This window comes from Halocatena pleomorpha, assembly GCF_003862495.1.
In the GTDB taxonomy this organism is placed as follows: domain Archaea; phylum Halobacteriota; class Halobacteria; order Halobacteriales; family Haloarculaceae; genus Halocatena; species Halocatena pleomorpha.
The window spans coordinates 39,027-61,423 of the sequence record NZ_RRCH01000040.1; the positions used below are offsets into that span (position 1 = coordinate 39,027).

The following is a 22,397-nucleotide window of genomic DNA, read 5'->3' on the forward strand; positions in this document are numbered from 1 at the left end:
ACAGGACCAAACTGATTCCTGTGACAGACGCTATCCGATCCGTGTTCCCGGTTGTCCACCTCCCAAGAACGGTTCGAGTCCGTTCTGATCGAAGACGAACGCGGACGTTTCGAGAGCAAGTAGTGCGCGCACTTTCCCAGCCATCCCACCAGTCACGTCAGTGGCGTCACTCCCACCGAGCGCGTGGGCTACGTCCTCGAAGTCGTCGATCTCTGGAATCACGTGCTCACCGTCGAGCACGCCGGGCACTGCAGAACACAGTCCGACTCGGTCAGCGGACAGCGCTTCAGCGAGCGCACAGACCAACTCATCCCCACTGAGAACGGTTGCCCCCGTCTCTTCGTGGGCGATCACGTCGCCGTGCAACACGGGAACGAACCCGTCAGCAAGCAACGTTCGCACTTGCTCTGTCGGGAGTCGTAGCTCTCCCTCCGCCGATCGATGAGCGATCGACAGCGGGTGCACTGGTATCGCAGGCACGCCCGCAGCGGACAGCGCGTCGACCACGGCCGTGTTGAGCCGTTTCATCGCGCGGTGAACGTCTCGAACGGCAGTATCGTCGCGGGTACCGGTCGTTTGACTGACGCCGTGAGCGGCGGCGTGGTGGTGGCCGAAACTCCCGCCACCGTGAACGATCACGATATCGGTGTCGTACGCAGCGATCGTGGAACATACCGCGTCGAGCACCGACCAATCGACGGTTTCGGGCGTGTCCTTGTCTGTGATGACGCTGCCACCGAGTTTCAACACGACAGTCATTCTGATTCCACCCGAACCCCATCGTGGTCCAGTTCGGCGCGGAACGTTTCCTCACAGCCCGGCGTGTACTGGAGGGCGGTCGCCGTATCCGGTGTGGGATCGAGCGCAACGATACAGCCGCCGCCGCCTGCCCCCGTCAGCTTCGCACCGAACGCCCCCGCGTCGCGGGCTGCCCACACCATCGCGTCTAACGATCGGGAGGACACCCCGAGCGCCGACAGCAGTCCGTGGTTGAAGTTCATCAGCCGACCAAGCTCCTGTTGGTCTTCCGTGGTGATCGCTCGCTCGCCTGTACGGACGATATTACCGATCGTTTCCACCGTATCCGCAGCGAATTCGTACTCCTCTTTGAGGCTTCGCACGCCAGCCACCAGCGTGCCAGTGTCGCCAGCCCCTCCATCGAAACCAATGACGAACGGGAGTTCCGGTGACTCCTCGATCGGTCGACAGTCGTCGCCTTCAACGCGGACCGCCTTCCCCATCGCGGAACAGAACGTGTCGGCCCGTGAGGCCTGTCCGTCCTGAACGTCGTATTCGACGCGGTAGGCCCGCTGTGCGATCTCCTCTGGGGTGAGTTCGACGCCCATCTCTCGTGTGGCAGCGTCGATGGCCGCGACGACGACCGCAGCTGACGATCCCAGTCCGGCTCCGAGCGGAATCTCGCTCTCGATGGTGATCGTAAATCCGGTAGTGTCGACCACCTCCTTTACCTGCTCAACCGCTCCGTCGACGTAGCCCACAGCGGCCTCGATGAGCGGGTGTGGAACGTCGATATCTGTCGATTCGTCCACTACGCCGTCACCGTATTCGACGGAAAACCCGTCAATCGTCAAATCACGGGCCTGTACTCGAATCCGATCATCGTCCCGTGCTGTCGCAGTAACTGTCGCTCGTCGGTCGATGGCACACAGCATCGCTGGCTCACCGTACACAACGGCGTGTTCACCGAGAAGATACACTTTCCCCGGCGCGCTCGAAACGGTCATACCTCACCTTCCGGAGCGAACAGTTAAAACCATCTGAAAGCTCCTCAGATACACGATCAACAGTCCATTGATTGCAGAGATCTTCAGGGGTTGCACACGTCTTTTCTCCTGATGGGACGTACGGTGAGTCGTATTATGCCATCAGCACTGTTCATCGTCAGCGAAGAAGGCTACTGGGGCGAAGAGTGTATTGAGCCGTTAACGGCACTTTCGGACGCGGGTGTCGACATTACTGTATCGACGCCGTCGGGAGACCCACCGGTCATCGACGAACGGTCGGTTGATCCCGAGGAAGTCGGTGCCGAGACCGCTGAGCACCTCCGTTCCGTTCACGAGACCGACGAGCGATTGAACGATCCAGTTCCGCTTGCCGACGTCGACGCCGACGCCTACGACGCCGTGGTGTTCCCTGGCGGCCACGGAACGGTATGGGACATCAACCACGACCGCCACGCACAGCGAGCACTCGCCACGGCCGTGGCAGGAGAGACGAGCGTCGCGCTCGTCATCTGTCACGCAGTCGGGATCTTCGCGTTCGCCCGAACGGAAGACGGTGAACCGCTCGTTGCGGGACGGGATGTGACTGGCTTTCCTGACGCATGGGAGGAAGGGATCGTAGACGAACACGATCGACTACCGGATGGTCGAAAGATCCCCTACTGGGTCGAAGCGGAAGTCACTGCTGTCGGAGCCAACTGGGACGCCGAACTCGACGCCGACACCAGTGTCACTATCGATGGCGATCTCATCACCGCACGCGGCCCGGAATCCTCAACAGCAGCCGCTCAAACGCTACTAGAAGAACTCGGGATCGAATAGACACCCTCGTTACCGTCGCTCACATTCCCTCTTCGAAATCTTCGAGCGCGTACGTGGGTTCACCGCCACGGTTGTCGATCACTTCGTTGGCGAGCAGCCAGTAGACGACCGACAACGCACGTCGACCTTTGTTGTTTGTCGGAACGACGAGATCGACGTTTCCAGTCGTGTTATTCGAGTCGCACATCGCCACGACAGGAATCCCGACCGTGATAGCCTCTTTGACAGCCTGTGCGTCACCGATCGGGTCGGTGACGACGACCACGTCCGGTTCGATGTAGCCTTCGTACTCCGGATTCGTGAGCGTCCCCGGAATGAACCGTCCGGTACGGGCGCGCGCACCGACCGCGGTGGCGAACTTCTCGGCCGGGAACCGACCGTACTGGCGCGATGACGCGACGAGGATCTGATCGGGTTGGTAGTTCGAAATGAACTGTGCTGCCGTCCGGATGCGAGAGTCAGTTTGGCTCACATCGAGCACGTACAGCCCGTCGGTTCGAACGCGGTGAATGAACCGCTCCATCGACTCTGTCTTTTGTTGGGTGCCAATGTGAACACCGGCAGCCAAGTATTCCTCGACTGGGATGAGGAGATCTGCTTCCTCGTCCGGCATCACATTCTCATCAAGCACCGGCTGGTCGTCCTCGGCGGAGTCGTCCTGTTCGGGCGTCTCCGCCGGTGGCTCTGCTGATTCGGTTTCGCTCTCTGCTTTAGTTGTCATATCGGTCTCCGTGTCGGTTTCGGGAGCCTGAGCGTCGTCGTCGGGCTCCTCTAGTCCTTCTTCGTTGTTGCTCATACGTTCGTCTCGATTCGGATGAGTTCGTTCAGTTTCGCCGTTCGCTCGCCGCCGACCGCGCCCGTTTTGATGTACGGTGCTGCGGTCGCCACTGCGAGGTGTGCGATGGTGGTGTCTTCGGTCTCGCCGCTCCGGTGTGAAATGACCGGCGCGTAGCCGTTTTCGACGGCCAACTCGACGGCGTCGAACGCGTCGGTCAGTGTTCCGATCTGGTTCGGTTTCACCAGAATGCTGTTTGCGGCTCCGCGCTCAATGCCATCCTCAAGCCGGTCGGTGTTCGTTACGAACAGGTCATCACCACAGATGAGCGTCTGCTCCCCGACCTTCGAGGTGAGTTCCGCGAAGCCCGCATAATCGTTTTCGTCGAGGGGATCTTCCACGTAGACGAGATCGTACTCCTTGACGAGATCGGCGACGTAATCGATCTGTTCGTCTGTCGTTCGGGCGTCGTCCGCGTACTGGTACTGATCGCCATCGAACAGTTCGGACGCCGCAACGTCGAGTCCGATTTCGATCGTAAAGCCCATCTCGTCACCGACGGTTTCGGTCGCCTCGGCCATGATCTCGAACGCCTCGCTGTCGGCGATCGGCGGTGCCCACGCGCCTTCATCTCCTTTCTCGGCCGCAACTCCCTGTTCGGAGAGGCGGTCTCGGACCTCGCCATGCACGGCCGCGTTGGCGTGAACGGCGTCGGAAACGCTCGGTGCGCCGACCGGAACCGAAAGGAATTCCTGAATATCTGTTCCGCCGGACGCGTGCTCGCCACCACCGATCACGTTACCGAGTGGTGTCGGGTACGTGGATCCACGGAACGTTCCGCCGAGATGCTGGTACAGCGGTGCGCCAAGCATGTCAGCGCCCGCTTTCGCCGCCGCCATACTGATTGCGACGGCGCTGTTCGCGCCGATCTCACCGAAATCGTCGGTCCCATCCGCTTCGTGGAGCAGTTGATCGACCGAACGCTGATCACCGGCGTACACTTGTCCTTCGAGCCTCGGAACGGCCAACTCCCGCGCGTTGGCGATTGCCTCGTCTACGGGGAGTTCGATCGCTTCGTACTCGCCTGTGCTCGCGCCACTCGGCGCACTCGCGCGACCGAACCCACCACTTTCGGTCGACACGTCGGCTTCGACCGTCGGATTCCCCCTCGAATCCAGCACCTTTCGGAGCCGAACTTCAGTGATCAGTGTCATCGTGCTTCCTCCGTATGGTTGCCCGTTTCTCGTTTCACGGTGAACGGGAGCACCCCTGCGTCGTACTCCTCGGCTGCGACGAGGATCGGCTCACTCCGTTCTGACTCGATAAGAACGGGCGCACCATACGTTACCTGAAGCGCACGTGCGCCGATGATGCGTGCCTTCTCGTACCGATTGTGTCGTTGTTGTGTCGACATGGTTACTGGTAGGGGGAGACGATATCGACGAGATCCTTATGGGAGACGAGCATCCGTCGACAGCACGGTCGTTCGATACCGAGGTCGTCGAGCACGATCTCCGCAGATTCGTCGTTCTCCTTCGTTCGCTCTTTGAACTCCTCCCAGTGCTCGCCAACGACCTTACCACACGTGAAACACCGAACGGGTACCATCATACGTGATCACCTCAGCGGTAGGATTTTTGATACCGAGCACGCGCTCCGGGACCGCCCCACTTTTTGGCCTCCGACTGTCGGACATCGTTCACCAGCAGTGAACGGTCGAAGTTCATGAAGGCGTCGCGCAGTTCGGCGTCGTTCGTGTGATCGACTAGTCCGCGCGCGATAGCCGTCCGAACGGCGTCAGCCTGCCCACTGACGCCGCCACCGGACACCTCTACATTGATGTCGACGTTATCACGCATCTCCGAGCTGGCGATGCGGAACGGTTCGAGCATTTTTAGTCGGGACTGTTCCGGTTCGACCAGTTCGATTGGTTGTGCATTGATACGAACACGCCCATCGCCGTCATCGACCGTGGCGCGGGCGATTGCCGTCTTTTTCTTGCCACTCGTGTTAGTTACCATGTGACGTTAGCCCCCAGTCGTTCGCTGATGTCGCTCAGCTGAACAAATTTGATGTTCGATAGTCGATCGAGAGAGGTGTCTTCGAGCACCTCTGATTCTTCGTCTTCGTAGGGATCACCGACGTAGCACCGGACGTTTTCGAACGCCTGTCGCCCGCCTTGACGCTTGTACGGCAACATCCCACGGATCGATCGCTTGAAGATCCGGTCGGGCCGCTTGGGGTAGTACGGTCCTCGATCGGAGCCGATGTCGAGCCGCTTTTCGTACACCGACATGATATCATCGTCGTTGCCGGTGATCACTGCGCGTTCCGTGTTGACGACGGCGACGCGTTCTCCTTCGAGCGCGCGATTCGCAACGGTGCTTGCTACCCGTCCGAGAATGCAATCGCGGGCGTCGACAACCACGTCGGCGTCGAATTCTGCGACGCTCATCGAATCACCCGGACACCGGTGCCGTCGGGATTGCGTTCGAGTGCCTGTTCGAGATCGATTGCCTCACCGACTTGACCGATTTTCGTTTTCGCAGTCCCGGAGAAATCAACAGCAGCGACGGTAACGTCCTTTCGGAGCACGCCACTACCGAGTACTTTCCCGGGAACGAGCACTGTTTCGTCCTCTTTGGCGTATCGCTCGATACGCCCGAGGTTGACCTCAGCGTGGGTCCGGCGGGGTTTTTCCAACCGTTCGGCAATATCACCCCACACGGAACCACCGCCTCTGGCTGCCCGTTTGCAGTCGGCGATGAGACTCGTGAGTCTCGGATTCGTCTTGTTCATGATTCTGAGAAATGCAGGGAGCAGGATTTGAACCTGCGGACCTCTACAGGACAGCGCCCTGAACGCTGCGCCGTTGGCCTGACTTGGCTATCCCTGCTCAGTGTGTGTGTAGTTTCTGGCTCCCACATACCACTTTCGGTACGTCCGCCTTCAACCGATCGCACCCACCACGTACTCACAGTCCGACCGGTTGTGGTGGCCGAGGGTTGAATCGTGGCCGATGTGGGTGTGGGATGCATGGTGTTGTTACAGGGAAACTGCTTGTTCGAGTTCGTCCGCCCGGTCGAGCAACGTGTCGGTGGCCGTGAGCACCAACTCGTCGATGCTCATCGAACCGTCGCTCTCGACGTGAAACACGAACGACTCCGGTACGTCGCGTACGTCGACCTCTTTGTCAGGGTATCGCTGTGCGAGGTCGTTGTCGAACGTTTCGGTAGGAACGAGCTGCCCGTTTTCGGGCGTGCCGTTACCGGCACTGACGGCGTGTTCCGCCGCACTTTCCTCGATGACGCCACGAAGGACAGTGGACTCCTCGGAACCGTCATTGAACGCGTCTTGGTCTCCGACGACATCGACCGTCTGGAGGTGTCGATAGCCGACGGCGATTCCGCCTTGGTTTTTGGCGTGCTCGCGCCCGCGTCCCATCACAGCGTCGGCTTCGAGCTCTAAACGCTGTGGGGAGTCTGCCGTTTCCGGATATTTCAGCTCTATGATCGGAATGTTCTTGTCTGCAGGTTCGACGAGTTCGTGATTCGAGACGAGATCACCGGAGTAGGCGGTGTCCGGTCCCTCGACATCGAGCGCAAGCGTAACGCTGTCGCCTTCTTCGAACTCGTCTGGTGGCGTCGTGAGCGGGACCAGCCCCAACCGAAGGGCGATCTGCTCGTCGAACATCACCGAGGAATTCTCGATGATCCGGACTGAGTCGATCGACAACGTCGGCACGTCTGCGACGATTGCCCGTCGAAGACCGTTTGCGAACGCGGGTGTCACCCCTCGGACGACAAAGCGCGCCGTGCGCTCGCCGCGGTCGATGAACTGCACCTCGAAATCTCCCGCCATTTCAGAACCCGCTGTTTTTCGGTGGCCGCGTCCCATCGTGTGGGATCGGTGTGACATCTTCGATACGTCCGATCTCCAATCCCGCGCGAGCGAGCGCACGAATCGCTGCTTGTGCGCCCGGCCCGGCGTTCTTTTGGAGGTTGCCACCCGGACCACGGACCCGGACGTGGACGCCTTCGAGTCCCTGCGCTATGATGTCCTCAGCAACGACTTCCGCCATCTGCATCGCGGCGTAGGGCGACGCCTCGTCTCGGTTCTGTTTCACAACCGACCCACCACTGGATTTGGCGAGCGTCTCCGCGCCCGTCTCGTCCGTAATGGTGATGATCGTGTTGTTGAACGACGCGTGAATGTGAGCGATACCCCAACGTTCGTCTGATCCTGAACTCATGTTATTCCTGTCCCTCCGCCCGCGCTGGGTGGAGCTCGTCAGCAAGCGGGCTGTTTTCGTCGTATGCGATGCTGTTCTCCTCCTCCGTACTCACGGTGTAGGAGGGGGTCGTCACACGGTGTCCATCGATCGTAACGTGTCCGTGGGTGATGAACTGGCGCGCTTGCTTTGGCGTGTTGCCGAGCCCCTTGCGGTAGACGATCGTCTGGAGCCGCCGTTCGAGCAGATCGGTCACTTCGAGACTCAACACGTCATCGGCACCGTCTTCACGGCCGAGAATGCCGATCCGTCGGAGGCGGTCCAGAAACTCCGTCGCCTCTTCAGTGATCGCCGCGACATCGCCCTGCTCGCGGCCGAGTAGCAACCGGGCCTCCCGACGGAACGATCGAAGTTCCGACTGGGTGCGCCACAGTTCTTCTTTGTTCTTCAACCCATACTGGCCGATCAGCCCGCTTTCCTCAGCGATCCGCTCGCCTTGGTAGGGATGATTCGGTGTTTCGTAGAACTTCGTGTTTTTTCCGAGTGTCATTACTCAGCTTCCTCCCCCTCTTCTTTGATCGCTTCGACGTTGACGCCGATCGTTCCCTCCGTACGGCCTGTGGACTTTGTGCGCTGTCCACGAACCTTTTGGCCCCGCTTGTGTCGGATGCCTTTGTAGGAGTCGATCATTTTCATTCGGTTGACGTCCTGTCGAATGGTCATTTCGAGATCGTTACCGGTCTCGTGGGTTGTTTCCCCTGTGAAGTAGCTCCGGCGGTGGTTTGTGAGCCACTCCGGAACGGTATCCGTGTACGATTCGACCTGATCGACGATAGCGTCGATCTCCGATTCGTCGAGCCGTCCGAACGTCGTGGTACGGTCGATACCGACTTCTTGGCAGATGATTCGTGCCGTTCGTCGCCCGATACCGTTCATTTCGCTTAACGCTCTCTCGGCGGATTTCGTTCCGTCGAGATCAGTTTGTCCAATACGGACGAAGTAGCGAATATCCTCCTCGTCCGCTTGTGTGTCTTCGGAACTCATGGATGGATGATCAAACGTCGTGGCGGGGATTCGAACCCCGGAGGCTTAACGCCACTGAGTTAGCAACCCAGCGCCTTGGGCCAAGCTTGGCTACCACGACCCGCACCTTCGCCCGCGAGGACTCGGGGGATATCCCCCTACATTCATTCGATTGCATTCGTACCAACCCCGCCGTCGTACTTAAACACACCGATGATCACAGAACGGTTGTGGCTCGCTCACACGACGACGGATTCCCTTCCACTCACCCGTTTGGAGTTCGAGTGCTGCGATAGCTGCCCACTGGTGATATCGTAGTGTTCAAATAGGTTTGTGTTGCTCGATTGTTCTTAGACGTACTCACAGTACGCGATCGGAGATGTTGCGTCGGTGAACAATGTGATGGACTTCAACTACGTGTCGATGTACTCCTCGTTGAGCACCCACTTCTCGTCGTCTTTGATCATGTACTCGCCGTAGTAGGGCACGCGATCGTTGACGACGTCCCGGAACGCCGTTCTGATTTCGGGTTTCGTCATCTCACCCATGGGTTTGAGGTCGTCGTTACGGTTGAGACAGCCCTTGAGATAGCCATTGTGGGTCACCCGAACCCGGTGGCAGTTGGCACAGAATTCCTCGTTGCCGACCGGATCGACGACTTCGACCAACCCGCCGTCGATCCAGTAGCGCCGTCTGTCGTGCATCTCGCGGTGTTCGATCCGGTCGGCTTGATCGGTGAGCCATCCATGAACTCGGTCGATGTCGATCGCCCAGTCGGGTCGGCCGGCGAGTTCGGGCATGTACTCAATGAGTTGAAGCTGTAGCCCCTCGCGTTCAGCGACGTGCTCGACCATCTCCGGGACGTACCCAGCTGTCGCCTCGAAAACGACCATGTTTAGTTTGACGGGCGTCAGCCCGGCGTCGACTGCTGCCATCACCCCCTCGATAACGTCGTCGTACGCACCGCTTTGGGTGACCGCTCGGAACGCTTTCGGGTCCAAGGCGTCCTGTGAAACGTTCACGCGGTCGAGTCCCGCTTCGACTAACCCCTCGGCGCGACCGGGAAGGAAGGTTCCGTTGGTGGTCAGCGAAACCGACATCGAGTCTGGCGTCTGGCGAACGATCGATTCGAGATCCTCCCGAAGCATCGGTTCCCCGCCGGTGAACTTGACCGCCTCCACGTCGAATTCCTCGGCTACTTCGAGAAACCGAACCACGTCATCAGCAGTCATCTCCGCGTCTTGTGGTTCCATCGGCCCACGCGTATCACCGAGCCCCTCGTTGTGACAGTACACGCAATCGAGGTTACAACGGTCAGTGAGCGAGATCCGAACCCCGGTCACTTCACGGCCGAATCCGTCCACGAGCATGTGGAACCCTACCTCTACGCACGGTTAAGCCTCGTGCTATTTTCATCCCGACTGATTTGTTCCTCGCTGGAATGAGCCGCCGTGTACTCGCTCACAGCCTTGATTTGGTGGTTCACAATCCTTATTCACGGGCCAACGGTAAGCAGGGATATGGACAAACAGGACGTTCTCGACCGGCTCACAGCCGTCGAGGATCCCGATTTTGGGGACGACATCGTTTCTCTCGGATTGGTCAATACAGTTGATATTGATGGCGAGACGGTCCACATCTCGCTTGCGCTCGGTGCGCCCTACTCACCGCGAGAAACGGCGATCGCAAACGAAGTCCGCCAAGCGCTCTCTGACACCGCGTTGGACGTGACGCTCTCGGCGTCGGTCGAGACGGGTATCACGCCCGACGAACAGGTGTTGCCGAACGTGCAAAACATCATCGCGGTCGCCTCGGGGAAAGGCGGCGTCGGCAAGAGCACGGTCGCGGTGAACTTGGCTGCCGGATTAGCCGATCGTGGTGCCAGCGTCGGACTGTTCGACGCCGACATCTACGGGCCGAACGTTCCACGAATGGTTAGTGCCGACGAACGACACGGGCGACCGCCGAGGAAACCATCATTCCTCCGGAACGGTTCGGCGTGAAACTGATGAGCATGGCGTTTCTCCTCGGGGAGGATGATCCGGTCATCTGGCGAGGCCCGATGGTTCACAAGATCATCACTCAGCTCTGGGAGGATGTCGAATGGGGAACGCTCGATTACATGATCGTCGATCTTCCCCCTGGAACGGGTGATACACAGCTCACGCTGTTACAGAGCGTTCCGCTGGCTGGTGCAGTGATCGTCACGACACCCCAAGCGGTCGCCATCGACGACGCGCGCAAAGGATTACGAATGTTTGGCGAACACGACACTCCCGTGTTGGGGATCGTCGAAAACATGAGCGCGTTCCAGTGCCCCGATTGTGGTTCGACGCACCAGATCTTCGGTGAGGGCGGTGGGCGCGAGTTCGCCGATGATGTCGACATGCCGTTTTTGGGGGAGCTACCGCTCGATCCGACCGTTCGGGAGCGGGGGGACACCGGCGACCCGGTCGTTCTCGAATCTGACTCGACGACCGCCGATCACTTCCGCTCGTTCACCGAGAACGTAGCGAACAACGTCGGCATCGTTCGGAGACGGAAACACCGGTCTCACTCATGAGCATCGATGACGATCCGGAAACCGCAGTGACGCTACGATCGATCGCAGAGGAGATTCGCCAGTCCGAGGGCACGAACAACGAACAGATTGCCGCCATGCTGTATCGCGTTTCGGACCTGTACGATCCCGCCGAGTCCACCACGACACAGGACATCTATCTGAACATGCGAAACATCCTCAACGTCAAAGAGCGCGGCGGGCTCCACCGTGGCTCGGATTCGAAGTGAACAGCGGTCGAGAGCCACGGTCACGGTTTTGAAGTAAGATATAGGGTGCTTGACTGTTTATGGGATCAACATGGGATGGTTCCGTGATCACCTCTTCGTGATTTCGTTGGGCGCGTTTCTCCTTTCTGTCCTCACATCGGCTCTTGTGGTGAGCTTTGGGGGATTTGTTGTCCTCTCGGCGTTGCTTTCTGGTTCGTTACCCCTCGACGTGCTGGTCGGACTGTGGCCAGCGATTCCGGTGTTGGCCGTGACGCTCACTGTTGCGGTTCTCTCCGGTCTCGGCGTCGGCTGGTCGGCACTCAGTCGGCTCTCGCTCCCGTCGCTCGACGGCCGAGCGGTCTCCGAGCGGATCCATCCAATCGTCAAAACGCTTGAACAGAAGAACAGTACGCTCGCGTCGCTCTCGCTGTCGGAGTATGTCGCTCCGCCAGAGCCGTCGGATGAAGAGAAAGTAGAGCGCTTGAAACAGCAGTACGTCGAGGGAACGATCGATGAACGCGAGTTCGAGCGGCGCGTCGAACGCCTCACGTCGGTCGACACCGCATCGGTCGACACGGATCGAGACCGAATCGTCGAGCGCGGGCGGTGAGCAGTACCCTTACGCCTGTCGTGATTTTCTGAGCGGACTGACGCGCCGTCCGCCGAAGGTGTACAACCAGAGACAGGCCACTCCTACCAGATACGCACCGACAACCGGCAACGAAAACAGAAGCATCCCGAAGACGCCACCGGGGGCGGCGACCGAGATGACGCTGATGATGATGACCACGGCCTCTCGCCAGTATTCTTTGATCATCGAGAACGGAACGAAACCGCTGCGATGGAGGAACACGAGCGTTGTCGGGACCGTTGCAAGCAACCCTACACCGATGGTCGTGAAAAACACCAACCAGCCGGCGGCGCTGATGCGGTATTTGATCAGCATTCCAGAGTTGATGGCATCGTACGCCAGCCACGAGATGATCGTCGGCGCGACGAGGGCGTATCCGATGATCGTTCCGACGACGAGCATGACGAGTGAAGTCGTCGTCCACATGAAGATGATCCCGCGATTGCCGCTGTTCCGCGAGACGAAGCCCCGCTCTTTCAGGGCGGGCCAGATGTAATAGAGCAGAACCGGCAACACGGCGACAATCCCGGCGACAGCAGCGATCTTCACGTTGAAGATCAGTCCTTCGACGGGGTGTAGTGGGACGATATCGACCTCACTGGCTTTGACACCTTCGGGAAGCCGTCGCAGGAAGTCCCGCTGGAGCGCTCCCAATCCGCCCCGGTACATCGCCGTGAACACTCCGCCCATCACGACGATGAACAGGCCGATGATCCGGAACGTCTTGGAGGTGAGACTGCTCAGAATGAACTGGATGTCGTAGAAATACCCACCGATGTCGTCCTCCGACTGTTCCTCTTCAGTGAAGGAGCTGACCACGCCCGCCGTGGTTCCGGTTATAACGTTGCCGACATCGTTGTCCGAACCCGACTCCTCGGCAGTCGCTTGTGTGGCGTCGTCGGTTCCACCAGCGGCTGACGGAGATTGGTCCTGTGGCGGTGGAGAGCCACCACCGCCGCCAGCGTTGGCCGTCTCTTGGGCAGCGTCGAACCGATCGAGAACTGCTTCTGCTTTCGTCGGATTTCCTCGCTCCATCGCCTGATTGGCGTATTCGAGCGCCTCCTCCTCACTCATCGAGGTGAACACCTCCGGTGGGGCGACGGCGATGCTGTCAGCGTCGAGTCGGGAGAGATCCACCTCGCTGGGATCGCCAGCGCTAGCGGGTGCTGGCGAGTATCGTGCTTCCGTGGGATCGACCGTGTTGAACAGTTGTATGAAATACGCAGTGGTTCCGGCGGTGAGCGCGACTACCGCGCCAAGTGCAAGCATCGCTGGCTGACGTGACAGCGGAACGAACGACTCGATCGGCGGCAGCTGTGGGAGTCCGTACGTCGTGAGATACGAACTCGCCATCGCGCCGTACCCCCGTGCGAGACTCCAGTAGACGAGCGCGCCGGCCAACAGCATACTTCCGAGTATGATGTTCCAGTTTTTCACCGCGATCATGAGGAGTCCGAACTCGTCGCTCGAATACTTGATTGTGAGGATGAACCGCGTCAACAGGAGGCTGAACATGTACAGGAACAACAACGGTGTTGCCCACATGACCTGTGTGAACGGATCCGGTGGGGTGAACACCGCCCCGAGCGTGTAAATGATCACGACCGCATGCCGCCATTTATCTCGGAACGTCCGATACGGCACGATGTTACTGTACGACAGCAACACCATGAACAGCGGCAGCTCCGCTGCGATCCCCATCCCGAGGGTAATCAACATCAGAAACCGGAACCACTTCACGAACGAGTAGTGGGGAGCTAATCCCGACTGCTGTGCGTTCGAGATGAGGAAATCGAACAATAGCGGCAGAAAGAACGAGTGAGCATACAAGAGTCCCAAGAAGAAGAGGACAGTGACGCCAACACACAGAAGAATGAGTTGCCACAGAGATAGTGGGTTGTCCGGAAGCCATCCCCGATCTCGCAGCGTTTTCCGGGAGACGTACAAGAGAACCGGGGTGGCTATCAGGATCCCACAGATCATCGATACTTTCGTCTGGAGAAGAACGACATCGAACGTGGTGAGCGCATTGAGTGTTGCTTCTGTGTCTGTTACGGTCCGCTCTTTGAGATACGCGAACACCCATTGGCGAAGGGCGTAAAACGCCCCTACAAATCCGATGGCGAACACGATGAAGATCTTCTGGAGCTCAGTTTGAGCGTCCGACAGTACCTCTCCGGCTGCTGCGCGTCCATCATCGATCGTTCGGAGAGTGCTCTCGTCGATCGCCCCGGCCATAAACCGTCTTGTTCATCGGTTGTTGTCAATCTTCCCTCTTTGTCCGCGCCCGCCGCTCCTTTTCAACTATAATACCAGATTATTTAATGTGTTTTCCGATGTGTTCCTTCTTTTTGGTGAGTATTTCCCCACTTCGATACAATAAAAGAGAAAGTATTTAACGGCAACTTGAATACCGGCCGGTATTACGATGACGTTCTATCGTCTCACGTTTAAGCCCGCAGTCGGACTGTATGGACAACATGATCCGAGTGTGGCCCTTTTCGAAGACGATCAACTCGTGTTTGCTATCGAGGAGGAGCGACTAAGCCGCGAGAAGCATGCCGTCAACTCTTTTCCGGAAAACGCGATCAGGGCGTGTTTAGAGCATCAGGATCTCTCTCTCAGCGACATCGATGAGATTGTCCTTCCGTATGAGCCGTCGCTTCGGTGGAAGATACTTCCCCATTACGTTCGGGCGTCGCTATCGCTCGACGAGCGGCTCAAGCAGTTCGTCTCTCTTGGAAGTACGGTGGTCTCGCAGATCCGTGGACGGCTGTATCCGACTCGTCAGATTGAAAACAAACTGGCGTCGATCGGCACCCCGGTGCCCCCCATTGAAACCCATCCTCACCACGCGTGTCACGCCGCGAGCGCGTTTCATCCTTCAGGGTTCGATGAGGCGCTCGTTCTTACTCTCGACGCCAAGGGCGAGTACGACGCGACCGTCGTCTGGAAAGGAACGGCAAACGGGTTAGAACGAATCCGAACGTACAAGCATCCAAACAGCTTGGGGCTGTTTTTCGCTGCTATCACCGAGTATCTCGGCTTTCGAATGTTCAACGGCGAAGGGAAAGTAATGGGGCTTGCCCCCTATGGACGATCCAATCATGCGATCGAAACTGGTCTTCGGGAGCTGATCGACACTGGGGCCGATTACGACGTGACCGATCTCACGAAACATTGGGGGGCTGACGCCGGTGTCGCGGAGCTTGAGTCGGTGTTCGACCGTCCCCGACGAACTGATTCGGGAGAGTTCACCCAATGGGAGAAAGATCTGGCGTTTGAAGCCCAGTCACTCCTCGAAGAGATCGTGCTTGATCTCACTGAGACGTACTGCCGACAGCTCGGCGTGAGTGATGTCGCGCTCGCTGGCGGGGTTGCGCTCAACTGCAAGCTGAATCAGAAAGTCGGCTCGCTCGATGTCGTCGATGACGTGTTCATCCAACCGGCAGCCAACGACGCCGGGTTGGCGCTGGGCGCCGGATGGTTCGATCAAGCGCCCCGGACCGTAGCGACGATGTCGGACGTGTACTTCGGGCCATCCTTTTCGACGCCGGCGATCAAACGCCGCCTTGACGCCAACAAGATCGAGTACACCGAGCCGGACGATCTCGAACACCACGTTGCAGAACGGATCGCGGACGGCGGACTCGTCGGCTGGTTCCAAGGCCGACTCGAACTGGGTCCTCGGGCGCTTGGCAACCGGAGCATCCTCGCTGATCCACGAACGATCGCTTCCCGTGATCGGGTTAACAAGCACGTCAAACACCGCGAAGAATGGCGGCCGTTCGCGCCGTCGATGCTCGAACGCGCGGCCGAGGAGTATCTTGCAAGCGACGGTAGCACGCCCTTTATGATCACTACCGCCGACGTGCGGGACGATCGCGTTGATGACATGGCGGCTGTGATCCACCCGGCAGACGAGACGACTCGGCCACAAACCGTACGGGAAGAACAAAACCCTCGATACGCTCGGTTGCTGTCCGAATTCGAGTCGATAACCGGCGTGCCCGTGCTGTTGAACACCTCGTTTAACGATCACGGCGAGCCGATCGTGACAACGCCCAATCAAGCGATTAAGGATTTCTACGGCATGGGACTGGATTATCTCGTGCTCGAAGACATCGTTATCGAGAAGACGTAGCTCTTGGGACTCAGGCAGTCTGTCGGCAGGTGTTCCCCAACTCGTCTGCGTTATGTTAGCGTCAATGGTGTACGATTCGAATCGGATACACCACTGCCGATGGGCGACAGGTTCGATTTCCAGCGATCGAGCGTCGTGATACCGCGACCCCCGGAACTGTTATCCGTGGGCAGACAGTATGATCGGCTGCAATGGCAACCGGAACGGTCGATTTCTTCAACGACACTGGCGGCTACGGATTCATTTCTACCGAGGATGCAGACGACGACGTGTTCTTCCACATGGAGGATGTTGGTGGTCCTGACCTCGAAGAAGGAACTGAGATCGAATTCGAGATCGAACAGGCTCCGAAAGGACCGCGCGCGACGAACGTCGTTCGAGTCTGAAACACAGTCGCTTCACAGCGACAACGCTATCACTTTCTTTCGAAGCTGCTCTTCATAGCGACGCCGACGGAATCCGCACGGAGTGCGACAGCGTTCCGATCCCGTCGATTTCAATCTCCACTTCGTCGCCGTCGCGCAGAGGTCCGACACCCGCAGGCGTCCCGGTCGAGATGATATCGCCCGACTGGAGCGTCATGAAACTCGTAAGCTCCTCGATGAGTTCCGCAACGGGAACGATGAGTTCCTCGATGGTTGAATCCTGCTTGCGGTCACCGTTAACCCACAGCCGGATTGATGCGTCGCTCGCAACGTTTTCGGGTCGGGAGATGACGGGACCGATCGGCGCGGAGCCATCAAACGCTTTTCCGCGAACCCAGTTCTGTTCGATCGATTGATCGTCACGGTTCGAGATGTCGTTAAGACACGTGTATCCCGCGATCACGTCCATCGCGTTTTTCGCCCGGACGTTCTTACACGTGTCACCGATTATAACGGCTAACTCCGCCTCGTAATCGATCCGTTCTTTTCCTGCCGGAAGCGTGATCGTGTCGCCGTGCCCTGCGACCGCGGAGGGTGGTTTGAGGAAAAACGAGGGTCGGTCTGGAACTGACGTGTTCTGTTCGGCTGCGTGGTCTTCGTAGTTCAATCCAACACACACGATCTTGCTCGGGTCACAGGGCGGAAGCACGTCGATCTCTTCGGGCAGAAACGTCTCGTTTCCGAGCGCAACCCGACCGCCGTAGTTCGTACGAAGTGTTATCTCATCACTTGGTTGACCACTCCACTCACCGCGCCGGACGTTCCCCGCTGGATCGCGGAATCGAACAGTTCGCATACCGGACGGCTCACGCCCGATCCGAATAAATCTGGTCGAACGTCCCTATTCGAAACAATCATTTTTATTATGTGTATTTTCGTGTATCATTATTACGGATCGTCAATATCTGCTGGTGTGCATTCCGATCACCTTTAAGTATTCGAGACGAGATGTGGCTTGATATGGAACTGACTTGGCACGGCCATTCGACGTGGAACGTTACTGTTGGCGATACCACTCTTCTCATCGATCCGTTTTTCGACAATCCCCACACGGAGTACGATCCGGTCGATATCGAGTCTCCAGAGTATCTCCTGTTGACGCACGCTCACGCGGATCACATTGCAGACGCTGGATCGTTCACCGACGCTACAGTTGTCACGACGCCCGAGTTAGCAGGGTACGTAGCGGACGAACACGACATGAGTGAGACGATTGGTATGAACATCGGAGGGACTGTCGAGTGTGGTGACGCGTTCGTAACGATGCATCGCGCCGACCACACTAACGGGGCGATGACCGATTACGAGCATTCCATGGGTGTCCCGACGGGCTTTCTCATCAGCGATACGGAGCCGACACGAGATAGCGACACTGACAGCGCCACGACGTTTTATCACGCAGGAGACACAGCACTGATGACGGAGATGCGCGACGTGATCGGTTCGTATCTTAGTCCCGACGCCGCGGCGCTTCCCGTCGGTGACCATTTCACGATGGGTCCGTGGCAAGCGGCGATCGCCACCGAGTGGCTCGGTGTCGATCACGTCTTACCGATGCATTACGATACGTTCCCACCGATCGAGATCGACGTGAGCGAGTTCGAAGAAGCCGTTGAATCGTCTGAGAGCGACGCTCAACCCGTCGTTCTCGAAGGAGACGAAACGTTCACACTCTGAATCACGCACAGAAATCCCGCCGTTCACGGCGGGATTCTCTCCTTGAAAAAAGATAGCCATACCTTTTTCCCGGTTCGGAGTGATTCACCAGTGTATGGAAACGATCGAAACAACGACCACGTCCGAGTCCGGTTACACGTCAGTAAGCCGTGTTGGAGCGTACGAACTGACGATCGACGCGGCCAACGAGGAGGGTCCGAACCCGAACGAAGTGCTCGTGGTCGATTACGTCTCCTGTTTCGTTCCGGCGTTTCGCGTCGGCGCGAACAAGGAAGGCCACGACGATCTCGGCCGGATCGACGTTGACGCGGAGGCCGATGTCGATGACAGTGATGATCTTGACGCGATCCGGTTTTCGATGGATGTCGAGGCGGACCTTTCCGATTCGGAGTTTGACGACATCGTTGAGCGCGCTGAAAACATCTGTCACGTACACGACGCGCTTCGAGAGGGACTCCACGCCGATATTGCGGTCAACGGAAACGCGTTCTGACGGGAACGCTCATATTCGTCCCGAGCCGACTTTTGTGCATGACCGAACGGTGGACCGATCGTATCGTTGGTGCACGGATGGCAGTCGATGACGAGTTTGAAGACCGGATTCAGAACTCGGAGTTTTCGAGACAGCAGTGGGGACTGGTGATGACGGCCGTCGAATTCGAGATCGAACATCCCGGCGATCCCGACCGCGCTCGGATCGTTGCGAACACTGATGATCTTTCTGCGATCATGCCTGAGCTTGAGACTGTCGAAAACATATCTACGATGGGATCACCAGCGCGCGATCAATCGGGCGGCATCTTGGCGGCAGTGAAAGAGATGCTTGGCTTCGACAGCAGTGCTGTCGATGACCAAAAGCGGGAAACGGCCGAGCAGTTGGCGGACGAATACGCCCGACAGCTCCAGCAACACCTCGAACAACGCGGCTCGTGGACGGAGATCCGGAGCCTCGCCACCGATTCATAACGTAATCGGCTAGCGTTCGTCTTCTGATTGACCGTTTGAGCGCACAGTCTGCGTAGAATAACCACGCCCGACCGGCGTGAAGCGGATACAGCCGGCAAAACACCGCGTTTTTCACTGCTCACTAGCTACGTCGGGTATGACGAAGGTAAGCATCGGTCTCCGGGGGTGGCGCTTCGAGGAAGCGGAGGTGTTCGACGAATCGGGGGCGTTTCGACCGCTCACCGAAATGCCGCCCGATACACGCGATCGGATCGGGCGACTAATGGCAATCATCGACAACCCGTGTGATGCCTGCTGGCTCATCCACGGTGAAGAGGAGAAACAGCGTTGTCGACCTGCTGCTGTTGTCTATGGCGAACCACTCCGAGAGGTCGTTCTGTGTGACACCCACGAGGCGGATTTCCTCTACTGGTTCCGGGAAGAGGGGGGGCGTGATCTCGTTGGCAAACGGACGTTCCAGAACGCCTTTCACCAGTGGTTTGCTGACGGCGGGCGCGCTCCAGATGGATACGCGGGGGTCGAACACATCGAAACGGATCCCGATCTTGTGCCCGAGCCATCCCGAGAGGAACCCACTTCCAGCGTTCACGAGACTCCGTCTCGTGAGCCAACCAGAACCGCTGGTTCTGGTGACGACGACGAACTGGTCTCCCTGAGTGAAGAAGAACAGGAATCGCTCGACATCGACCTCGATGATCTTGATGTATGAGTGAAACGTCGATCTCGGTGGCAATCGTCGACGCACAAACCCCCGGCAACGTCGGAACTATCGCCCGTGCAATGAAGAACTTCGGTCTCTCCGATCTGTATCTCGTCGATCCGCCGTCTCTCGATCCCGACGGTGAAGCCTACGGGTTTGCGGGCCAAGCGCGTGAAGACGTGCTTCCGAATGCCCAAACGGTCCAGTTCGAATATCTCGTAGAAAACTTCCATACTGTTGGATGTACAGCAGTCGCCAACACTGATGACCGTCGCCACATCCGTTACCCCTTCAAAACCCCCCGCGAGCTAGCTGACTCTCTCTCTGGAATCGAGACCGACACGCTGGTTGTGTTCGGCCGGGAGCGCGTCGGGCTTCACAACGAGGAACTCGAACGACTCGACGAGATCTGTTCTATCCCCGCAAGCGCGTCGTATCCGGTGCTCAACCTCGGCCAAGCAGCGACCGTCGTTCTGTACGAACTCCGAACTGTGACGCTCGAAGAAACCCAACTGCCGGACGACATCGTTCGCGCGCCCGAGCAAGATCTCGAAGGGCTGCACGAACAGTTCGCTACATTCCTCGAACCGATCGAAGCCGAACCCGAACAACGAACACGGTTACGACGCCTCTGGCGACGTCTCCTTGGCCGTGCACACCCTACACGACGGGAAGTAAGCTCGCTTCGAGGCGTGTTTCGACGCGCAGAATCACGGCTCGAAAAACGGGACGACTGATCCGGACACACGAAGCGAGCGTCAGTGGGTCGGTCAGTTACACCGACGCCCGCGACACGCAATACGAAGTATCATCGGTCGGGGTCCAGAGAAGCAGTGGTCCCGCGACTCTGGCACATGTTTTCGGCATCGAGTGAAAACGAGCGATAGAATCACCGTCTCCACCGATCACTGTCGGACCCGTCGGATGAAGGCCACGCCAGCGAGGGGGTTCCACTGCTGAGCTGCGTCGGTATCTAATACGCACACCCAATAAATATACACTTTCGAATTGGATTTAATCTTAATGTAATGTTACATCTATTCATTACATGAATATAATACGTGTCCCGTATCCTCCTCAACGACAGCGGTACCTCCGACCGACAATGGGCAGTGGTTCCAGTTTGCGTCGTCGATCCGTGAGTGGTGTCATCACTGGTTGAGCGGGTGTGCGTTAGGATTAACAGCGTTCATCCGGTAGTAAAAACCATGAGTTCCACGGTCAAGTCGGACACTCCGATTGCTGTGACGGAGACCGCTGCGGAGGAGGCGATCAATCTGTTAGAGGGAGAAGATATGGACATCACAGAGGCGGGTCTCCGACTGTTCGTTCAGCAAGGGGGGTGTGCCGGTCTCTCATACGGAATGCGGTTCGATCTTGAGCCGGAAACCGACGACACGGTGTACGAACACCACGGTCTGCGCGTGTTCGTCGATCCGGCCAGCATGGAGTACATCGAGGGGAGCGTTTTGGACTTCGAAGGTGGGCTGCAGGGTGCCGGATTCCACGTCGAGAATCCGAATGTAGTAAGCGAATGTGGCTGTGGTGAATCGTTCCGCACGTGATCTGTTTTGCTGGCGCGCTCGGGTTATTCCGATAATTCGAACGCCACTTCGACCTCAGCTTGATACTCGCGGGCGTCTGCGGTTGCAATCTCAACGCCCAGATCTTCGACTTCGACCCAGAGCACGTTGTCGAGCGTCTGTTCCGCTCGATCGATGGCGTTCGCCGTCGCCGCATCGAATCCGTCCTCGCTCGTCCCGATGAGTGTGATTTTTTTGTACACCATGGTGTGTTGGTTCGGCAGTGTTCAGTCGTTTCCCGATCTCCGTGCTGGAACGGCCCAGCGAATGGAAATACGCACGCTTCCGTAGTCAAGGTAGTGGATAATGAGCGATCTCGAACGATTGATACAGGTCGGGACCACAAAACGTTGCATGGTGACGATTACCCCACCGCGTGAACGGACGTGCGAACGCTGTGGCCGCACGGATGTATGGCGTCCTGAACGCAAAAACTGGATCGTTGACGGCGACGTTGGTAATCCCTACTGTATTCACGATTGGGACATCAACGGGAGCTACAACCCGATCGAAAAATAGCTGATGCCGACCGCATACATCACCTGCCCGCGATCGGACGCTGACGAGCTCGCAACGGCTCTTCTTGCGGACCGACTCGCCGCCTGCGTCAACATCGTTGACCGCCAACCGTACGACGTTCCGTGCATCGAGCGTTTCGAGGATGATCCGATCGATCCGTTTCGCGCGTGGCGCGACCGGAGCGTCGAGGAGTGACATCCTCCTCGCCGTAAACGGCGAGGCTTCCCACGCAGTAGGAATACCAGTTAGTTGTCGTCACCAGAACCGCTGGTTCTGGTTGGCTCACGAGACGGAGTTTCGTGAACGCTGGCAGAGGGTTTCGACTCTCGAAATGCCGTGAGCGTCATCTGCGCTGGTACGCTCTTCTCACGGTGTCGTTCGAAAGACGCG

Annotated in this window: 30 protein-coding genes, 2 tRNA genes and 1 pseudogene; 14 read left to right on the forward strand and 19 right to left on the reverse strand. The window is 58.2% G+C overall.

Annotation, left to right across the window (positions count from 1 at the left end; genetic code table 11):
- Nucleotides 1-30: 30 nt before the first annotated feature.
- The gene (locus EIK79_RS16425; protein ID WP_124956651.1) at nucleotides 31-759 is read right to left on the reverse strand and encodes an isopentenyl phosphate kinase; all 729 of its coding nucleotides are present in this window, start codon (nucleotides 757-759) and stop codon (nucleotides 31-33) included.
- Complete coding sequence (mvk, locus tag EIK79_RS16430) at nucleotides 756-1,745, reverse strand: mevalonate kinase (RefSeq protein WP_124956653.1); 990 nt, start codon at nucleotides 1,743-1,745, stop codon at nucleotides 756-758. Before mvk ends, EIK79_RS16425 begins: the two co-directional genes overlap by 4 nt.
- Nucleotides 1,746-1,880: 135 nt before the next feature.
- On the opposite strand from mvk, the gene EIK79_RS16435 reads away from it, so the two are divergent.
- Nucleotides 1,881-2,564 (forward strand): DJ-1/PfpI family protein, encoded by a 684-nt coding sequence (locus EIK79_RS16435; protein WP_124956655.1) that lies wholly within the window; start codon nucleotides 1,881-1,883, stop codon nucleotides 2,562-2,564.
- A 19-nt stretch (nucleotides 2,565-2,583) separates the two neighbouring features.
- Here EIK79_RS16435 and rpsB read toward each other — a convergent pair whose 3' ends face one another.
- The 14 genes from rpsB to moaA form a co-directional block, all read right to left on the reverse strand.
- Nucleotides 2,584-3,360, reverse strand: coding sequence for a 30S ribosomal protein S2 (gene rpsB / locus EIK79_RS16440; protein ID WP_124956657.1), 777 nt, complete (start codon nucleotides 3,358-3,360; stop codon nucleotides 2,584-2,586).
- Nucleotides 3,357-4,553: a phosphopyruvate hydratase gene (eno, locus tag EIK79_RS16445; RefSeq protein WP_124956659.1), complete on the reverse strand. Its 1,197-nt coding sequence runs from the start codon at nucleotides 4,551-4,553 to the stop codon at nucleotides 3,357-3,359. The genes rpsB and eno overlap by 4 nt, the downstream gene beginning before the upstream one ends.
- Nucleotides 4,550-4,753, reverse strand: coding sequence for a DNA-directed RNA polymerase subunit K (locus EIK79_RS16450; RefSeq protein ID WP_124956661.1), 204 nt, complete (start codon nucleotides 4,751-4,753; stop codon nucleotides 4,550-4,552). The genes eno and EIK79_RS16450 overlap by 4 nt, the downstream gene beginning before the upstream one ends.
- 2 nt (nucleotides 4,754-4,755) lie before the next feature.
- Nucleotides 4,756-4,950: a DNA-directed RNA polymerase subunit N gene (locus EIK79_RS16455; RefSeq protein ID WP_124956663.1), complete on the reverse strand. Its 195-nt coding sequence runs from the start codon at nucleotides 4,948-4,950 to the stop codon at nucleotides 4,756-4,758.
- Nucleotides 4,951-4,961: 11 nt separating this feature from the next.
- Entirely contained in the window at nucleotides 4,962-5,360 is a 399-nt protein-coding gene (locus tag EIK79_RS16460; RefSeq protein WP_124956665.1) for a 30S ribosomal protein S9, read from the reverse strand.
- Nucleotides 5,354-5,794, reverse strand: a complete 441-nt coding sequence (locus EIK79_RS16465) for a 50S ribosomal protein L13 (protein ID WP_124956667.1) — start codon at nucleotides 5,792-5,794, stop codon at nucleotides 5,354-5,356. Before EIK79_RS16465 ends, EIK79_RS16460 begins: the two co-directional genes overlap by 7 nt.
- Nucleotides 5,791-6,138, reverse strand: a complete 348-nt coding sequence (locus EIK79_RS16470) for a 50S ribosomal protein L18e (protein ID WP_124956669.1) — start codon at nucleotides 6,136-6,138, stop codon at nucleotides 5,791-5,793. Before EIK79_RS16470 ends, EIK79_RS16465 begins: the two co-directional genes overlap by 4 nt.
- Nucleotides 6,139-6,150: 12 nt before the next feature.
- Nucleotides 6,151-6,235, reverse strand: a tRNA-Leu gene (locus EIK79_RS16475).
- Nucleotides 6,236-6,384: 149 nt separating this feature from the next.
- Complete coding sequence (locus tag EIK79_RS16480; protein WP_124956671.1) at nucleotides 6,385-7,200, reverse strand: DNA-directed RNA polymerase subunit D; 816 nt, start codon at nucleotides 7,198-7,200, stop codon at nucleotides 6,385-6,387.
- Between the two features lies 1 nt (nucleotide 7,201).
- The gene (locus tag EIK79_RS16485) at nucleotides 7,202-7,591 is read right to left on the reverse strand and encodes a 30S ribosomal protein S11 (protein ID WP_124956673.1); all 390 of its coding nucleotides are present in this window, start codon (nucleotides 7,589-7,591) and stop codon (nucleotides 7,202-7,204) included.
- A 1-nt stretch (nucleotide 7,592) separates the two neighbouring features.
- Nucleotides 7,593-8,120, reverse strand: a complete 528-nt coding sequence (locus EIK79_RS16490; RefSeq protein WP_124956675.1) for a 30S ribosomal protein S4 — start codon at nucleotides 8,118-8,120, stop codon at nucleotides 7,593-7,595.
- On the reverse strand, nucleotides 8,120-8,614 hold the full coding sequence (locus tag EIK79_RS16495) for a 30S ribosomal protein S13 (protein ID WP_124956677.1): 495 nt from the start codon (nucleotides 8,612-8,614) through the stop codon (nucleotides 8,120-8,122). Before EIK79_RS16495 ends, EIK79_RS16490 begins: the two co-directional genes overlap by 1 nt.
- Nucleotides 8,615-8,629: 15 nt before the next feature.
- Nucleotides 8,630-8,714 (reverse strand) — tRNA-Ser (locus EIK79_RS16500).
- A gap of 292 nt (nucleotides 8,715-9,006) precedes the next feature.
- Nucleotides 9,007-9,963: a GTP 3',8-cyclase MoaA gene (gene moaA, locus EIK79_RS16505; RefSeq protein ID WP_124956679.1), complete on the reverse strand. Its 957-nt coding sequence runs from the start codon at nucleotides 9,961-9,963 to the stop codon at nucleotides 9,007-9,009.
- Nucleotides 9,964-10,113: 150 nt separating this feature from the next.
- On the opposite strand from moaA, the pseudogene EIK79_RS18855 reads away from it, so the two are divergent.
- The 3 genes and pseudogenes from EIK79_RS18855 to EIK79_RS16520 all read left to right on the forward strand — a co-directional run bounded on the left by EIK79_RS18855 (nucleotide 10,114) and on the right by EIK79_RS16520 (nucleotide 11,972).
- Nucleotides 10,114-11,156, forward strand: a pseudogene (locus tag EIK79_RS18855) (Mrp/NBP35 family ATP-binding protein).
- Nucleotides 11,153-11,383: a hypothetical protein gene (locus EIK79_RS16515; RefSeq protein WP_124956681.1), complete on the forward strand. Its 231-nt coding sequence runs from the start codon at nucleotides 11,153-11,155 to the stop codon at nucleotides 11,381-11,383. The pseudogene EIK79_RS18855 and the gene EIK79_RS16515 overlap by 4 nt, the downstream one beginning before the upstream one ends.
- A 70-nt stretch (nucleotides 11,384-11,453) precedes the next feature.
- Nucleotides 11,454-11,972 carry an SHOCT domain-containing protein gene (locus EIK79_RS16520; RefSeq protein WP_124956683.1) on the forward strand — a complete coding sequence of 173 codons (519 nt, stop codon included), beginning with the start codon at nucleotides 11,454-11,456 and terminating at the stop codon, nucleotides 11,970-11,972.
- Between the two features lie 9 nt (nucleotides 11,973-11,981).
- Here EIK79_RS16520 and EIK79_RS16525 read toward each other — a convergent pair whose 3' ends face one another.
- On the reverse strand, nucleotides 11,982-14,231 hold the full coding sequence (locus EIK79_RS16525) for a twin-arginine translocase subunit TatC (RefSeq protein ID WP_124956685.1): 2,250 nt from the start codon (nucleotides 14,229-14,231) through the stop codon (nucleotides 11,982-11,984).
- Between the two features lie 190 nt (nucleotides 14,232-14,421).
- On the opposite strand from EIK79_RS16525, the gene EIK79_RS16530 reads away from it, so the two are divergent.
- Complete coding sequence (locus EIK79_RS16530) at nucleotides 14,422-16,137, forward strand: carbamoyltransferase family protein (RefSeq protein WP_124956687.1); 1,716 nt, start codon at nucleotides 14,422-14,424, stop codon at nucleotides 16,135-16,137.
- 191 nt (nucleotides 16,138-16,328) lie between these two features.
- Entirely contained in the window at nucleotides 16,329-16,523 is a 195-nt protein-coding gene (locus EIK79_RS16535) for a cold-shock protein (protein ID WP_124956689.1), read from the forward strand.
- Between the two features lie 52 nt (nucleotides 16,524-16,575).
- On the opposite strand, the gene EIK79_RS16540 is transcribed toward EIK79_RS16535, so the two are convergent.
- On the reverse strand, nucleotides 16,576-17,358 hold the full coding sequence (locus tag EIK79_RS16540; RefSeq protein WP_124956691.1) for a fumarylacetoacetate hydrolase family protein: 783 nt from the start codon (nucleotides 17,356-17,358) through the stop codon (nucleotides 16,576-16,578).
- A 164-nt stretch (nucleotides 17,359-17,522) separates the two neighbouring features.
- On the opposite strand from EIK79_RS16540, the gene EIK79_RS16545 reads away from it, so the two are divergent.
- The 6 genes from EIK79_RS16545 (at nucleotide 17,523) to EIK79_RS16570 (ending at nucleotide 21,470) form a co-directional block, all read left to right on the forward strand.
- A complete protein-coding gene (locus tag EIK79_RS16545) occupies nucleotides 17,523-18,239 on the forward strand; it encodes a metal-dependent hydrolase (protein ID WP_124956693.1) in 717 nt (238 codons plus the stop codon).
- A 94-nt stretch (nucleotides 18,240-18,333) separates the two neighbouring features.
- Complete coding sequence (locus EIK79_RS16550; RefSeq protein WP_124956695.1) at nucleotides 18,334-18,732, forward strand: OsmC family protein; 399 nt, start codon at nucleotides 18,334-18,336, stop codon at nucleotides 18,730-18,732.
- A 38-nt stretch (nucleotides 18,733-18,770) separates the two neighbouring features.
- A complete protein-coding gene (locus EIK79_RS16555) occupies nucleotides 18,771-19,205 on the forward strand; it encodes a DUF5799 family protein (protein ID WP_124956697.1) in 435 nt (144 codons plus the stop codon).
- 136 nt (nucleotides 19,206-19,341) lie between these two features.
- Entirely contained in the window at nucleotides 19,342-19,914 is a 573-nt protein-coding gene (locus tag EIK79_RS16560; RefSeq protein ID WP_124956699.1) for a hypothetical protein, read from the forward strand.
- Complete coding sequence (locus tag EIK79_RS16565) at nucleotides 19,911-20,642, forward strand: RNA methyltransferase (RefSeq protein WP_124956701.1); 732 nt, start codon at nucleotides 19,911-19,913, stop codon at nucleotides 20,640-20,642. Before EIK79_RS16560 ends, EIK79_RS16565 begins: the two co-directional genes overlap by 4 nt.
- A gap of 471 nt (nucleotides 20,643-21,113) precedes the next feature.
- Nucleotides 21,114-21,470: a HesB/IscA family protein gene (locus tag EIK79_RS16570; RefSeq protein ID WP_124956703.1), complete on the forward strand. Its 357-nt coding sequence runs from the start codon at nucleotides 21,114-21,116 to the stop codon at nucleotides 21,468-21,470.
- 23 nt (nucleotides 21,471-21,493) lie between these two features.
- Here the strand turns inward: EIK79_RS16570 and EIK79_RS16575 are convergent, their stop codons facing one another.
- On the reverse strand, nucleotides 21,494-21,694 hold the full coding sequence (locus EIK79_RS16575; protein ID WP_124956705.1) for a dodecin: 201 nt from the start codon (nucleotides 21,692-21,694) through the stop codon (nucleotides 21,494-21,496).
- Nucleotides 21,695-21,842: 148 nt separating this feature from the next.
- Here EIK79_RS16575 and EIK79_RS17780 point away from each other — a divergent pair, with 148 nt between their 5' ends.
- Complete coding sequence (locus tag EIK79_RS17780) at nucleotides 21,843-22,007, forward strand: HEWD family protein (RefSeq protein WP_221621779.1); 165 nt, start codon at nucleotides 21,843-21,845, stop codon at nucleotides 22,005-22,007.
- Nucleotides 22,008-22,010: 3 nt separating this feature from the next.
- On the forward strand, nucleotides 22,011-22,202 hold the full coding sequence (gene cutA, locus EIK79_RS16580; protein ID WP_124956707.1) for a divalent cation tolerance protein CutA: 192 nt from the start codon (nucleotides 22,011-22,013) through the stop codon (nucleotides 22,200-22,202).
- Nucleotides 22,203-22,397 lie beyond the last annotated feature (195 nt).

Bases quoted from the DNA above. Each gene is read 5' to 3' on its own strand.
- EIK79_RS16425 (WP_124956651.1), bottom strand. From the start codon at position 759: ATGACTGTCGTGTTGAAACTCGGTGGCAGCGTCATCACAGACAAGGAC.
- mvk (WP_124956653.1), bottom strand. From the start codon at position 1,745: ATGACCGTTTCGAGCGCGCCGGGGAAAGTGTATCTTCTCGGTGAACAC.
- EIK79_RS16435 (WP_124956655.1), top strand. From the start codon at position 1,881: ATGCCATCAGCACTGTTCATCGTCAGCGAAGAAGGCTACTGGGGCGAA.
- rpsB (WP_124956657.1), bottom strand. From the start codon at position 3,360: ATGAGCAACAACGAAGAAGGACTAGAGGAGCCCGACGACGACGCTCAG.
- eno (WP_124956659.1), bottom strand. From the start codon at position 4,553: ATGACACTGATCACTGAAGTTCGGCTCCGAAAGGTGCTGGATTCGAGG.
- EIK79_RS16450 (WP_124956661.1), bottom strand. From the start codon at position 4,753: ATGTCGACACAACAACGACACAATCGGTACGAGAAGGCACGCATCATC.
- EIK79_RS16455 (WP_124956663.1), bottom strand. From the start codon at position 4,950: ATGATGGTACCCGTTCGGTGTTTCACGTGTGGTAAGGTCGTTGGCGAG.
- EIK79_RS16460 (WP_124956665.1), bottom strand. From the start codon at position 5,360: ATGGTAACTAACACGAGTGGCAAGAAAAAGACGGCAATCGCCCGCGCC.
- EIK79_RS16465 (WP_124956667.1), bottom strand. From the start codon at position 5,794: ATGAGCGTCGCAGAATTCGACGCCGACGTGGTTGTCGACGCCCGCGAT.
- EIK79_RS16470 (WP_124956669.1), bottom strand. From the start codon at position 6,138: ATGAACAAGACGAATCCGAGACTCACGAGTCTCATCGCCGACTGCAAA.
- EIK79_RS16480 (WP_124956671.1), bottom strand. From the start codon at position 7,200: ATGGCGGGAGATTTCGAGGTGCAGTTCATCGACCGCGGCGAGCGCACG.
- EIK79_RS16485 (WP_124956673.1), bottom strand. From the start codon at position 7,591: ATGAGTTCAGGATCAGACGAACGTTGGGGTATCGCTCACATTCACGCG.
- EIK79_RS16490 (WP_124956675.1), bottom strand. From the start codon at position 8,120: ATGACACTCGGAAAAAACACGAAGTTCTACGAAACACCGAATCATCCC.
- EIK79_RS16495 (WP_124956677.1), bottom strand. From the start codon at position 8,614: ATGAGTTCCGAAGACACACAAGCGGACGAGGAGGATATTCGCTACTTC.
- moaA (WP_124956679.1), bottom strand. From the start codon at position 9,963: ATGCTCGTGGACGGATTCGGCCGTGAAGTGACCGGGGTTCGGATCTCG.
- EIK79_RS16515 (WP_124956681.1), top strand. From the start codon at position 11,153: ATGAGCATCGATGACGATCCGGAAACCGCAGTGACGCTACGATCGATC.
- EIK79_RS16520 (WP_124956683.1), top strand. From the start codon at position 11,454: ATGGGATGGTTCCGTGATCACCTCTTCGTGATTTCGTTGGGCGCGTTT.
- EIK79_RS16525 (WP_124956685.1), bottom strand. From the start codon at position 14,231: ATGGCCGGGGCGATCGACGAGAGCACTCTCCGAACGATCGATGATGGA.
- EIK79_RS16530 (WP_124956687.1), top strand. From the start codon at position 14,422: ATGACGTTCTATCGTCTCACGTTTAAGCCCGCAGTCGGACTGTATGGA.
- EIK79_RS16535 (WP_124956689.1), top strand. From the start codon at position 16,329: ATGGCAACCGGAACGGTCGATTTCTTCAACGACACTGGCGGCTACGGA.
- EIK79_RS16540 (WP_124956691.1), bottom strand. From the start codon at position 17,358: ATGCGAACTGTTCGATTCCGCGATCCAGCGGGGAACGTCCGGCGCGGT.
- EIK79_RS16545 (WP_124956693.1), top strand. From the start codon at position 17,523: ATGGAACTGACTTGGCACGGCCATTCGACGTGGAACGTTACTGTTGGC.
- EIK79_RS16550 (WP_124956695.1), top strand. From the start codon at position 18,334: ATGGAAACGATCGAAACAACGACCACGTCCGAGTCCGGTTACACGTCA.
- EIK79_RS16555 (WP_124956697.1), top strand. From the start codon at position 18,771: ATGACCGAACGGTGGACCGATCGTATCGTTGGTGCACGGATGGCAGTC.
- EIK79_RS16560 (WP_124956699.1), top strand. From the start codon at position 19,342: ATGACGAAGGTAAGCATCGGTCTCCGGGGGTGGCGCTTCGAGGAAGCG.
- EIK79_RS16565 (WP_124956701.1), top strand. From the start codon at position 19,911: ATGAGTGAAACGTCGATCTCGGTGGCAATCGTCGACGCACAAACCCCC.
- EIK79_RS16570 (WP_124956703.1), top strand. From the start codon at position 21,114: ATGAGTTCCACGGTCAAGTCGGACACTCCGATTGCTGTGACGGAGACC.
- EIK79_RS16575 (WP_124956705.1), bottom strand. From the start codon at position 21,694: ATGGTGTACAAAAAAATCACACTCATCGGGACGAGCGAGGACGGATTC.
- EIK79_RS17780 (WP_221621779.1), top strand. From the start codon at position 21,843: ATGGTGACGATTACCCCACCGCGTGAACGGACGTGCGAACGCTGTGGC.
- cutA (WP_124956707.1), top strand. From the start codon at position 22,011: ATGCCGACCGCATACATCACCTGCCCGCGATCGGACGCTGACGAGCTC.